The sequence below is a fragment of the Paenibacillus sp. SRL342 genome (genome assembly GCF_984798905.1).
Window position 1 is genome coordinate 3,929,232 of sequence record NZ_OZ481790.1, and the last position, 13,326, is coordinate 3,942,557.

General features: G+C 46.4%; 5 protein-coding genes. 3 read left to right on the forward strand and 2 right to left on the reverse strand.

Features of this window, described 5'->3' with window-relative positions; genetic code table 11:
• Positions 1 to 68 precede the first annotated feature (68 nt).
• Complete coding sequence (locus AC4E8D_RS17200) at positions 69 to 1,001, reverse strand: helix-turn-helix transcriptional regulator (RefSeq protein WP_260632768.1); 933 nt, start codon at positions 999 to 1,001, stop codon at positions 69 to 71.
• A gap of 376 nt (positions 1,002 to 1,377) precedes the next feature.
• On the opposite strand from AC4E8D_RS17200, the gene AC4E8D_RS17205 reads away from it, so the two are divergent.
• Complete coding sequence (locus AC4E8D_RS17205; protein ID WP_339304013.1) at positions 1,378 to 8,694, forward strand: DUF5695 domain-containing protein; 7,317 nt, start codon at positions 1,378 to 1,380, stop codon at positions 8,692 to 8,694.
• A 150-nt stretch (positions 8,695 to 8,844) separates the two neighbouring features.
• Here the strand turns inward: AC4E8D_RS17205 and AC4E8D_RS17210 are convergent, their stop codons facing one another.
• On the reverse strand, positions 8,845 to 10,053 hold the full coding sequence (locus AC4E8D_RS17210; protein ID WP_490204976.1) for a sugar efflux transporter: 1,209 nt from the start codon (positions 10,051 to 10,053) through the stop codon (positions 8,845 to 8,847).
• Between the two features lie 870 nt (positions 10,054 to 10,923).
• On the opposite strand from AC4E8D_RS17210, the gene AC4E8D_RS17215 reads away from it, so the two are divergent.
• Together AC4E8D_RS17215 and AC4E8D_RS17220 are read left to right on the forward strand one after the other, a co-directional pair.
• Positions 10,924 to 11,166 carry an RNA polymerase sigma factor gene (locus tag AC4E8D_RS17215; protein ID WP_490204977.1) on the forward strand — a complete coding sequence of 81 codons (243 nt, stop codon included), beginning with the start codon at positions 10,924 to 10,926 and terminating at the stop codon, positions 11,164 to 11,166.
• Between the two features lie 1,057 nt (positions 11,167 to 12,223).
• Entirely contained in the window at positions 12,224 to 13,246 is a 1,023-nt protein-coding gene (locus AC4E8D_RS17220; protein ID WP_221821462.1) for a glycoside hydrolase family 43 protein, read from the forward strand.
• Positions 13,247 to 13,326: the final 80 nt, after the last annotated feature.

Sequence of the window (13,326 nt, forward strand, 5' to 3'; positions counted from 1 at the left end):
GCTGTAGGATAACGCGATCTTTGATGAGCGGACACTTTTTTCACGGCATCAGTTCTGATTGAGTCAGTTTATTTATCTGAGTTGGTAAACTTGCTGCGGAAGTTGGAAGGAGAGATGCCCTCTTTTTTCGAGAAACAGGAAGAGAAGTAGGATACATGATTAAAGCCGATCTCTTCGGCGATGCGAGCAACGGACCAGGCGGTTTGCAGCAGCAGCTTTTTGGCCTGTTCGATTCTGTAATGCAGCAGATATTCCATGGGTGTCATGCCATACACTTTCAGCATGCTGCGTGCGAGATAGTTTGGATGGTAGTTAAGTTCCTTTTGCAGCATCGGATTGGAGATCGGTAGCGGGTAATTGTGGCGGATATAGAGTTCAACTTTCTCGGCAATCCGGATTGCGGCAACGTCTGACAGTGAAGACAGCCCAAGATCCAGATGCTGCATAAATTGCTGGAAGGTCGCCTGTCGTTTCCAATTGCGCAGGGACTGAGGCTCCTGATCAAGCTGAGAGAAATGCTCCAGCAGTTCCATATCTTTGATTGCAATGTGCAAATGTTTGGGAATGAAGATGGAACAGACATCACAGTGGTTCAGATATGCGCTCACCTTATGTGTCTCGATTAGTTCGGCTTGATTGGCGAGACATTCGTCCATGTTGGCAGACTCTCTCCAGCTGCCAAAGGTTTGAAAATGAATCCAGATCATTTCCGTTTCCGCCTTACAGGCTGCGCTGCCGTAATGATGTCCATCCGGCTTAAGGATCAGTGCTTCTCCCTGGTTCAGAAGCCATTCTGTCCCGTTCTCGCTAATGGCGAGCGAACCGCGTGTAACAACAATTAGATCAAAGACACCGATGTCACTGCGGCTAATGTGATATTCACCGGCTTCGTAACAAGCACGTCCGCAATCAATAAAATAGGGAATGGGCGGGGTAATGAAATGAAGGATGGGCGAGTCCAATCCGGCACCTCCGAACAGGTTGAAATATTTAAAATTCATGTTGGCATCGAGAATTTATTTTTTATGATACAGCAAGTAACATAGAAAATAAAGCGCTTACGAAATTCAGTTTTAACCTTCAACGGATTAAGGTTTAGAACCTTATCTTCACTCTCGTACTGGTTGTGATGATGATTCCAATGGAAATTATTATCATGCCCCTGTATGGCTACACGATATAGGCTCCACGTAAGTGGAGTAACGGTTATAGGATTCGATTATCTTAACAATCGACTTAGAGATTCTACTTTAGACGAAAGAATGAACGTCATTTTCGATGGATCGGTCAAAGGTATTTCGTAGAAGAAACTATACTTACCGGTTTAAGAGAATTAAACCCCTAATGGATATGATCACATATATACAGGAGGTTATAATGACAATGATTTCGAAGAAGTGGAAGCCGCTCATGATCGCGCTGCTCCTGGCATTTTCAAGTCTGCCGCTGCAGGTTAGCGCTTTGCCTGGGGCCGCGACGGCTGCGGTAAAGACCGGTATCTCCAATGCCAGCCTGTCGGCCAAAGTTGGCGACTTAGGTCAGATTGAGGAGCTTTATATCAACAACAATCCTACCAATAAACAGGGGAAGCCAATCAATTTCGTCCTGCCTAACACTACATCGCCGCAGAATGGTACTCAGCACCAATGGATGGGGGAAATGATCTTCTCTTACCGTACGGGTGCCAATGGACAATTCCCTGATAACAGGGACGGCTTTGTAGAAGTTGATACCAATAAAACATTGGCTGCCGGGGGATCTACACAATATTCGACCATTAATCCGGATAACCCCTATATGAACAAGACCGCATCAGCAGACGGCAAGAAGGTAGAAGTCAACTTTATTGGACAGAACCTAGACTCTACGGGCCAGCGGGTAATGAAGGGCTTCGATGTGAAATCCGTTTTTGATATGGAGACCAATGACGGTTCACTGCTTTGGGAAATTACGGTGAAGAACAAGAGCAATCAGTATATCGAATTCGGAGATATCGGCTTGCCAATGCCTTGGAATAACAAATATCAGACCTTATCCGATACCTATGATGACCGTGTGACAGTGCATAATTTCGCAGGTGCTGACAGTGGATATTCTTATGCCATCCGCACCAGTGGTGAGGGAAACTTTATGCTCTTCACTCCGGTGCCGGAAAGCGGCGCTCGAATCGAGTATGTGGATTATTGGATGCATGAAGCAGGAGAGCGACGTGCTGCAGACACCTTTAAGAACTGGACAGGAGACAGTGGCGGCTGGTATCCGGGGCTGAACGTGCTCTATATTCACTCCAAAGAAATCCAAAAAACGGGACGCGGGTACTTTACTGATGCTTCCAGCCTCGTCCTAGGACCGGATGAGTCCAAGACGTATAAGTTCAAATTCTCCGCAGTCCGTGGAGGCGACAATACGCCGCAGGAAAGCGCCCAAAGCCCAAATAATAGTTCGACCTCGATGGAAGACCGTGAAGCCAATCTCCGGTCCATCCTATATAAATCAGGTATGATTGATGCCGTAGCGGTGCCGGGCTTCCAGACAGCGATCGATATGCCTGTCAAGATAGACCTGCACTATGACGACAATATCGTTGATGTACAATCCATCGATATTCAAAATGTGGCAGAGAATGATCCGTTTGACGAAGCGCATATTCCGGATATCAAGTCTGGGAAGAGCAGAAAGGAAATGGTTGACAACTCGCGGGCGGAACGTGGACTGCCTGACGGGAACCCCGGCTACAACGAGTCGGTTGAGTTTGTGGAGACCAAGATCGTAAATGGTGAACAGCATCACATCTATTCGCTTCAGTTTGATTCGATCGGCAATAACAGCGTGCGTATCGAATATAAGCTGAAGGACGGCAACGAATGGGTGGATAAATTCACTCAATTTGAATTCAATGTTCTAGCCGAGCTGGATGCAATCTCGGATGCCCATTCCGAATTCATGGTCCAGCAAACACAGGATAAGAATCCGGAAAGTCCAACTTATGGTAACTATTTCGACTGGTATCTTACAAGCGGCATCGATCTAAATACAAGCCATTGGGGAGATGACTGGAGCCATGACAACATCAACTTCATGACGATGAAGAACTATCTGGCTCCCAATCCCGATGAAATTCGCTCTATCGAGACATTCCTGATCGACTTCATGTGGGAACGATACATGAAGAATACTCAGGATAGCTACATCGTTGCGAACTGGCTGAAAGATTCTGGAGCGTATACCGACAAAGATAAGCCTTATACACGTACCTTCTCCGAAATCATGGAAGCTACCGGATTTTTCAACATGTACCGGATTCAGAAGGCTTATCCTAATCTGATCGAGTACCGGGAATCGCCTCAGTTTTATCTGGAGAAAGCTTATAACATTTACTATAAGCGCGTTTCCACCGGGGCCATCGGATTCTATGGCGAGCAGCAAATCCCGGATATGATTGAAGCACTGAAGGAAGAGGGGATGCAGAACGAGTCAACCAATCTGCAGAAGAAGTTCGCCCTCGACAAGGGACGGAATATGACCAGAGCCACTTATCCTTACGGATCGGAATTTGAATATGACAATACTGGCGAAGAGGGGGCTTATGCAGCAGCGAAGGCTCTGCGCACGTACTATCCAGCAGACGCGCTTACAGGTGCAGCTGAGAAAAGTATGGAAATGGCCGATTGGAAAACACGTGCCATGCGCGGGATTCAGCCTACCTGGTTCCATTATTCCGTGCCCGTTTTCCGCGGCGGTGAAGGCTGGTGGAATTTCCAATATACTGCGTCTTTAGCAGGTTACATTATGGATGACTGGCTAAGGTATGAGAATGATGGCAGATCGGTGGAGCAGAAGGCAATTGCACAGCAGCGCAATTATGCCGCTAAGATTTCGAATTTCAATGCCGTCAATATGGGACAGATTTCGGCTAATTCAGTTGGCGGTACCTCTTGGAGATATTCGATGTATAAAGGAGGCACAGGTACGAAGGACGTATACGATGGCGGCTCACGCGTCATGAGTAACGGCTGGAATGATTTTTCGGGCGAATCAGAAGAAGGCCTCTATGGTTCCCTTCTCAGCATCAGCTCCGATATTGTTACAGATCCGATATTCGGGCTGTTTGGTTATGGAGCGCTGGTGAGTGACGCAGGAGACAGCTACAACATTACGCCGAAAGACGGTTTCGGCAAACGAATCAATCTGATCGATGAGAAAATCTATTTGGAGCTGGAAAGCGATAAAGTAGAAAGCGCGCAAATTCAAAAAGATGGTAAGGGTTTTACACTTCAGCTCCTGAATCCATCAGGGAAAGAGCATACTTCACGGATTTTGTTCGATGGAGTGGGGATCGAGAATGGCTACTATACCATGAAGCTGAATGGTGCAGATGCCGGACAGTTCTATGTTCAGAACAATGAAGGCGTTGCCATGTTTCAGATGGGTAGCGTGCAGCGTGCTGAATTGATCATTGAAAAGTCAGCCGGCGGTGAAAATGAAGCTCCGCAAATTACTGTAGAGCTGGCGACACAACATCCACAGGCGTTGATTCCATTTATGCTGAATGGGATTGTAACCGATGATGGCGCGCCGGAAGGAACTCTGTCTTACCAATGGGAAGTGGTCAGTGCCCCAGAAGGCGCCAAGCTAACCTTTACTCATCCGAAAGCAAGCATTACACAGGCTACGGGTACCAAAGCAGGCTCATATACGGTTAAGCTTAGCGCAAGTGATGGACAACTGACTGGCTCCAGCCAGGTCATCTTCGAACTGGCTTCACCGCCGGATAAACAGCCTCCAGCAATTGGCCACGTAACTGCGGTTCAGGATGTTGCAAATAACAGTATCGTGGTATTGTCCGGGGAGGCCATTCCTGACCCTGTGCATAGCGAGGCAGAAGAACCCCAGTTGAAGTACACTTGGGCCGTCAAGCAAAAGCCTCAAGGTTCAGTGGACATTTCATTTGTGGATGGTGACAAAACAGCAGCCTATGCGCGTGTAAGCATGGCAGGCACCTACGTGTTTACCTTCAGTGCGACAGACGGAGACAAGAAGGCCAGCAAGGATATAACGATAGAGATTAAGGAAGATACCGTTGACGTTTACCGGGCACTCAGCGTTGTCACCAAGAAGGATATTGAACCAGAACTTCCTAGACAAATCTATATTCTGTCAGAGGAAGGGTATCTAGAGCAGGAAATCACTTGGGATGCTATTGATCCAAGCGGCTATGCTAGTGTAGGCCAATTTGAAGCCAGAGGAAAGGTCAATGGCAGTGCCTTGGAGGTATGGGCTACCGTACATGTCGTGAATACTGAGCTTCAAAATGCGGCGCTGACAGCCAAGGCTTCCGCTAGCTTCTCTGGTGGCGACGGATATCCGGAAGCGATGAATAACGGCATTGAACCTAAAAGCTCGGCAGATTTCTCGCCGAACCGTGGTGCCCCCAACAGTGCATGGCATAACTGGGGTAGAGAAGGAGATCCAGCATGGGTGACGTATGAATGGGATCAGCCATTCCTGGCCTCATCAATGGATGTATATGTATTTCAAGACAACGGCGGGAACTTCCGTCCAAAGGATATGCAACTTATGCTTCGCGGCGAAGATGGAAAATGGTACACCCCGCGGGACATAAAGGGATTGGGCAATGAACTTAATAAATACAATACGACTACCTTTGAGCCCGCATATATTACAGGTGTTCGTATGGACATGAAGCCCTCCGTTAATGGCAGTGGTATTCTGGAATGGAAGATATACGGCTATACCGGAGCGGTAGATAAGTCAGAACTGATCAAGGTCTATAACTATGTAAATACATTAAATTCTTCGAACCTTGCAGATCCTGGCCTTGCTCCAATAGAAGCGGCGAAGACAGATGCATCTGCTGTGATCAAGAATATGAATGCAAAAGACGAAGAAGTTAGCCTGGCGCTTGAGAAGCTGTTGATGGATTTGCGTTTGCTCAGTCCGAGAGACGGCAATATGGCCTTCCTCGCAAATGCTTCTTCCAGCTATACCTCTCCTTGGGAGAGTCTGGCTGCAGTAAACGACGGAAAGAAAGATGGCAATAACATTTTGCATTGGGGAACCTGGGGCCATGAGGGCGCAGAGGAGTGGGTGCAATATGAATGGCCGCAGGGTTCCACCATCCGGAGTTCGAATCTGGTGCTGTGGTCAGATGGCGGCGGAATCAAGCCGCCTACACAAATTGTATATTCCTACATCCCTGCGGATAGCGCAACTGATGAATGGATAACAGCGGGAACGATTACGGAGGGAATCAAAGTGGTTGAACATACTCCAGTGGAATCCTCCAATCCGTACACGTTTGACTCGGTGCTGAATGTAAAAGCACTGCGGGTTACCCTGACCAAACAATCGCGGGCAGGCGATAACGGTGTAGGCCTATGGGAATGGGAAGTTCACCAGGCCATACCCAGTCCTGATCGTGAGGCTCCAGTAACACCGGCCGGTATGGCACCGTCCATTCCTGATGGAGATGACGGCAAACTGATCGGTGTGACAACAGAAATGGAGTATAAGAAGGAAGGCGAAGAAGAATATATTGCAATTGCAGGAATTGAGGTCACAGGTCTCACCGCCGGTAAATATTATGTCCGGTATATGAAGACCGGTTCGCTGAGCGCCAGCCTGGATAAGGAAGTCTTTATTCCGGAAGAGCAGACACAGGAGCAGGTTGCACCCGATGAGAGTGGGTGGGTAATCTCACACGCCAATTCGGATACCGGCATAAAAGGCATAATTGAGGGTTTGAATGATACGATGGAATACCGGAAGCTGGGCGAAGAGGACTACACGCCTGTTACAGGTTCAAGTATCAACGATCTGGAGCCTGGCAGCTATCAGATCCGGTATGCAGCCACAGACAGCCTTAAGGCAAGTCCGCCGGTAACCGTGGACATTCGCAATGAAGCCAGGGCAGACAGAGAGGCACCAACAGCGGAAGGACTCGTCATTACACCGCCTACAGCGGCAGGCGGAAATGACGGCAGAATTGAAAATGTGACTGTCGATATGGAGTACCGGAAGGTGGATCAAGGTGGTTACATGCCGGTGAGTGGAACCAGCATTGAAGGCCTCGAAGCCGGCAGCTATGAGCTCCGGTACGCCGGGACGGATATGAGCAATCCAAGTCCTGCTATCCTGATCGTTGTGCCTGACGGAACCAAGCAGGAGCAAAGTCCGCCGTCCAGTGCAGAGGTCAAGGCTGTAAATGTCAGTGCAGCTGGGGCCAAGGATGGTAAGATCACTGGTGTAAGTCCTGTAATGGAATATCGGCTAGTAGGAGTGGACGCTGGCAGCTGGAATGCGATCACAGGCACAGAGGTTACAGGTCTTGGCAACGGAATTTACGAGGTAAGATATAAAGAGACGGCAACTCATTATGCGAGCCAATCTCTTACTGTCGTTATCAGCAATCCAGTCATCAATCCGAAGCCTACGGAAACACCGCCGTCAACGGATGCACCTGTGTCAGTGACCACACCTTCACCGGTTCCTGAAAACATCAAAGTCGAAGGGAATTGGATTAAGATTGTGGCACCAAAGACGGATACCAAAACCGGTAAAGCTAAGGGAGCACCCCTCCGGCAGGAAGACCTTAATAAGGCTCTGGAGCATGTAAAGGCGAATAGCAATAATATTAAAACAATTATGGTGGATATTCCGAAAGCAGAGGGAGCCCATTCCTATGCGGTTGAGCTTCCTGCAGCTGCACTAAGCGCAGCGCATGCCAACATCAAGATCGAGATTAACACGGAATTTGGAACCATTGCAGTACCTTCTAATTTGCTAAAGTATGTATCAGGTGCCAAAAATGTGGAACTGTCACTGAGCCGGCTAGATACTGTAAAGCTTCATTCAGATGTAAAATCAGTGATAGCCAGCAGACCTGTTATTGCATTCGCTGTGCAATTAGATGGAGAAGAAATGGCAACCTTGAATGCACCGGTTGAAATCAGCCTGCCTTATACTCCTGATGTTGAAGAATTGGCCAATTCCAAATATCTTACAGTTTCGTACGTGGCTGCAAATAGTACATTTGTTCAGCTACTGAATGGCAAGTACGACAGTGCTCTACAAGCCATGGTTTTTCCAGCGGAAAACACAGGTGAATATGCAGTTGTTTATACGAAGAAGTTCTTCAATGATGTCGTCAAGGATTCGTGGTACGCACCAGCGGTTGAAACAATGGCGTCCAAAGGATTCATCGACGGGACATCAGCAACAAGCTTTAGTCCCGAGCAAAAGGTCACAAGAGGTGAGTATCTAGCTTGGTTGGTAAAGACACTGGATCTCAAAGCAGAGTTAAACACCACCTTCAGTGATATGAAGCGAACAGACCTCTATTATGAGGAAATTGGAATCGCCAAAGCACTCGGGATCGCCCTGGGCATGAAGGGCAGGTTCTATCCGGAAACGGAAATTGCTAGACAAGAATTGGCTGTACTGACCATGCGGGCTTTGCGGGCAGTTGGGAAAACCGAGCAGACCCGTACAGCTGAGGATCTCAAGAGATTTACAGATGCGGAAAATGTAGCAAAGTACGCAATTGATGACATGGCTGCAATGGTTAGAATGGGGTTCATAAACGGGCGAAGCAATGTCACCCTGAGTCCTGGCGGAACGACAACCAGAGCAGAAGCTGTTCAGGTTCTGTATAAGATTTTCTTGCAGCTATAATTAAAGAAACCGACCTTGATTCTGTTTTATGAAGGACCAAGGTCGGTTTCCTTTTTAGGGAGTGCTTCAAGCATGATGCCGTGCCCAATGTTAATTACCCCATACCTGGAAAAACTTAAAAATCTAAATTATCCCGTTGAATTGGCGTAGTTAAGTCGAAATTTGCGGTTCATCTACAGGCTGTCGTCCACTTACCACAAGCATAATTACAGCAACAATGATAAGTATAAAGCAGAAGATAAATGAGTATCGGTAACCCACAATGCTGGCTACTCCACCACCAACAAGACTACCAATCAGCCTGCCGATAGTGGATGAATTCGAATAGAGTGTGGAAGCATATCCCGGCATACTAGGCAGCAGGTCCTGAATGTAGCTAATTCCAATCGCAGAAATGACCGCGACAAAAACAGCGAGCAAAATTTGTGCTGCAAGCATTTGCCACATCTCGTTCGAGATAAGGATAACGAAATAATAAGCTCCTCCAAAAATAGCCCCGCAATACACCAAGATTCGGTTACTATACTTTGCACTAAGTAGACCGAGTACAATCATAAAGGGAATTTCCAGCGCAGCACATATACTGCTGACTAAACCGACATGACTTGTCGTTCCCCCAAGATTGTTTGTAATAAAGAGAGCCGTGTTTATGGTGCTCATCCAATGAGCCGTATACATGAGTATCATAATGAGAAAAGGAATTAGAATATCCCGGTTTTGAGCCAGTCGGAAACTTTTTATATTCGCTTCAGCATTACTGCTCTTCATTTCTGTGTTTGATTTGAGAAACAGGAAAACAAGCAGAGCTACGAGCAGGAAAGCTCCGATCGTCCCCAAAAAAATCCCCTTAAATCCAATAGCAGTGAGTAATAAAGTGCCGATTAAAGGACCTGTAATAAAGCCGAGAGAGAAAGCAGAACGCAAGGTAGAATTAGCAAACGCACGCTCCGTAAAATGACTCTTTATCACTGCTTCTCTGGAAATAGCGAACAACTGGGGCATCCCTAGTGCACCAAGGGCAGTAAACACAGTCATGTAAATGAACAACATCGGAAAATCTTGAATGAACAAGTATCCACTAAAGGCCAGGACATTAGAGAGAGTAGAGAAAAGATAAACGTTCTTCCGATTCAAGCCGAGGTCAGAACGTCTCCCGATTAGCGTACTGATCCATATTCCTGCAATTAGTGTAACAGCTAGATAAAGACCAAACATTCCAATGGATACGCCAAGCTGTTCCGTGAAATAAATAGATAAAAAGGGGGTACTGAGTGAAATGCCCATTCCCTGTAATGTCATACACATAAAGAGTAAAGCATACGAAGGAATGGAAAACAAGCTGATGAATCGATTGATCATAGTGTAAAATTACTCCTCAGAATTTGTTGTTGTGTAACCACCATGCATGACCTTGCTTTATCTCGTCTAAGTGCATTTTACTGGTGAATTCTTCACATCCACTTTGGGAAGCTAATAAACGCTCACATTCATGGCTGAATAGAATCAATCGTACATCTTTATTATGTACTAAATGACAACACAAACAATATAACATTCGTGCCAAATGCTTGCCTAAACCTACCATAGACTCGTGTGAGTATACAGTAAATTAAAGGCATTTCCCGGAAAAAGGAGGTTCCCTTTTCACTATCAACAGGTTGTTATTAAAGAGATACATAGTCATTTCTAAGACAGTACATGTGGAGCATGATCGAAGGCCTCATTCTGCTGTAAACTATGCTTGAAGCCACCAAAAATCTCCTTTTACAAGATAGGGGGATGAGCGTTAAAGTTAACGCAATTAAAGACAGGCGATAGATTTAAAAAGATGAGATGAGCACCAAAGGAAGGGATGCCCATGATAAAAAAGTTGAGGTTTCAAAACAAATCAGGTGTACTCAAATCAGCTTTAATTTTGTTTTATAAAATACACAGATGCGAACTCCCTAAGTTACCATATTGTTGTTAGAAACTTTTTCTAAAAAATGTCCCTTTAGAACTACCTAGTTTGTTATACATATATCAACTTCATCGCGAATACCTGGGAGGTGTCTTAAAGAAACATGGATGAGGAAACTGAATACAGAATTAAAAGAGTACGAGCGGGCGAAATTCAGGACTACGTTAGCCTGAGGTTAATTTCTCCGCCTGGCTCTACAAATTGGCCTATCATCACTACATAAACATAATCCGTCGAAAAAAATGCAACAGAAATGGAATTTCAGATTAATGGCTCAAGATCAATCTACCATTAGTCCTGCTGAAATGCTGGATAGCCAACTCTTTAACGAACCACTAAGCCGGGCGCTTGAGAAACTAAATGTAGTTGAACGGAACCTATTGATTCTGCGCGTTTTTGAAGAAAAATCGTTTGCTGAAATTGCTGGAATTCTGAATAAAAGTCCCGATGCCAGGGATAAGGAAACTAATTACGTTACTTACCATCGAATTGGATGGAGGGACGCTAGGTAAAGAGGATCTGGTCAAAATAGCTGAAGAGATGATTACATCTCGTTAGTGTTCTAAACAACAAACTCAAATACAAAGTAAAGAGTGAGTACAGATTATCTAAGCAACATTCGCCGATCTCAGTCGGAGAGCACTTTTGTTCAACATTAATAATCTTTCTTACCCTTGAATCCAATCCATAGTAACGGTAGAAGATTTGCTTGGCTCCAACATGGATGCTCCACCTAAATAGGTATCCCCGAAGATTCCTTTTTGATAAACTTGGCAAAAAGTTGACTTATAGACGGGATATCTAACTACAATTCCAGTTTTTTGCCGAGGAAGGAAATTCACTGGAAATGGGCGAAGGCTTTACAGTCGCAAGTCAGTTATCAAGATTCGCAAAAAGGGAAGAAACTGGATAGAATTCCAGTGTAGACCGATTCCGTCGGAGCGATTCTCCATTTCGTCCACAGGTATGTATGGTGACGCTATCCTAAATGTTTACCTAAGAACGGCAGGAACGACCTATTCGTGGTCAGAAGAGGCACAATGAACGCGTCTAATTTTTCAAGCTAATACGCGCTTTCCTCCTTTTCTGCACACCCTCATATTCGATTACAGCAAAAGGCCACCCGCAATCATTTGCGCCAGCGGCCTTTTTTTCTTGGCCTTGTTGTGCGGCGACACAAAACAAGAAGCAAAACGCGAGCAATAGGTGTATATTTCCAATATAATCAAATAGGCGGGAATTGTACATTTTTTCGGGGAAAGATCTTTATTATGTGTATAGGAAAGAATAAGCGGGGCTTATACAATAACATTAGAGATTGTAAACGCTTGCTTTGAATTCTGAGGATGCAATCAATGAATTACCGTAATCGCTGGATACTTGAGCGCTATTCTGAACCGAGCGCGGGAATGCCTACATGCTGGACGATGAAGCGCCTCCCTTGTTGGCTTGCCTCAGCCAGCTGCTTCACCGGCGTCTACCTGGGGCTGCGCGCCTTGGGCAACGGTACAGAGAACACCAGCCCTAATTATGAAGGATTCTATTATCCAATACCAAAGGAGATGCCTTATGAATCAACAACAACTACCTAAGCCCCACCAGCCACTCGTAACCCACATCTTCACTGCGGACCCGTCCGCCCATGTCTACGAGGGCAAACTCTACATCTATCCTTCCCATGACCTTGATCATGACGAGCCGAGCAACGATAACGGGGACCAGTATAAAATGGAAGACTATCATGTCCTCTCGATGGACAACTTCGATTCCCCGGTGGTCGATCACGGCGAAGCGTTGCATCTGAGAGATATTCCGTGGGCCTCCAAGCAGCTCTGGGCACCGGATGCCGCTTATAAGGACAATACCTATTACCTGTTCTTCCCGGCACGGGATCATGACGGCATCTTCCGTCTGGGTGTGGCAACATCAGAGTCTCCGGCAGGCCCGTTCACGCCGCAACCAAATTATATGGAAGGCAGCTTCAGTATCGATCCGGCCGTACTGGTGGATGACGACAATCAGTCATACATCTATTTCGGCGGACTCTGGGGCGGCCAGCTGGAGAAATGGCAGACCGGCAGCTTCGTTCCAGATGCAGAAGGACCGGCTTCTGAACAGCCAGCGCTTGGACCGCAAGTTGCACTGCTTAGTGACGATATGCTGTCCTTCCAGGGCAAGCCTGCCGAGATATCAATTGTCGATGAAGACGGGAATCCGATTCTGGCCGGGGATGAGGAACGGAGATATTTTGAAGGCCCATGGATGCATAAATATAACGACTATTACTACCTGTCCTACTCTACAGGAACCACGCATAAGCTCGTATATGCGATCGGCAAGAACCCGATGGGACCATTCACGTTCAAGGGCGAGATTCTCTCTCCAGTTATCGGCTGGACAACCCACCACTCCATTGTGCAAGTTGAAGATAAGTGGTATCTGTTCTATCACGACAGCTCCCTGTCGGAAGGCGTCAACCACAAGCGCTGCGTTAAATATTCCGAACTGAAATACAACGAAGACGGAACGATCCAGAAGATCAATCCTTATCCGGGTGGCGAGTTAGCGGAAACAGATAGGATTACAAAATAAGGCATAACATGAGGCAGCTCCTGACGGGGCTGCTTTTTTGATAGGAGGATCAGTTGTGTTACTCAAACTTTGGAGAAAAT

What these genes read in the sequence shown, in the direction of transcription:
- AC4E8D_RS17215 (WP_490204977.1), top strand. Translation starts at nt 10,924, where the DNA reads ATGGCTCAAGATCAATCTACCATTAGTCCTGCTGAAATGCTGGATAGC.
- AC4E8D_RS17205 (WP_339304013.1), top strand. Translation starts at nt 1,378, where the DNA reads ATGACAATGATTTCGAAGAAGTGGAAGCCGCTCATGATCGCGCTGCTC.
- AC4E8D_RS17200 (WP_260632768.1), bottom strand. Translation starts at nt 1,001, where the DNA reads ATGAATTTTAAATATTTCAACCTGTTCGGAGGTGCCGGATTGGACTCG.
- AC4E8D_RS17220 (WP_221821462.1), top strand. Translation starts at nt 12,224, where the DNA reads ATGAATCAACAACAACTACCTAAGCCCCACCAGCCACTCGTAACCCAC.
- AC4E8D_RS17210 (WP_490204976.1), bottom strand. Translation starts at nt 10,053, where the DNA reads ATGATCAATCGATTCATCAGCTTGTTTTCCATTCCTTCGTATGCTTTA.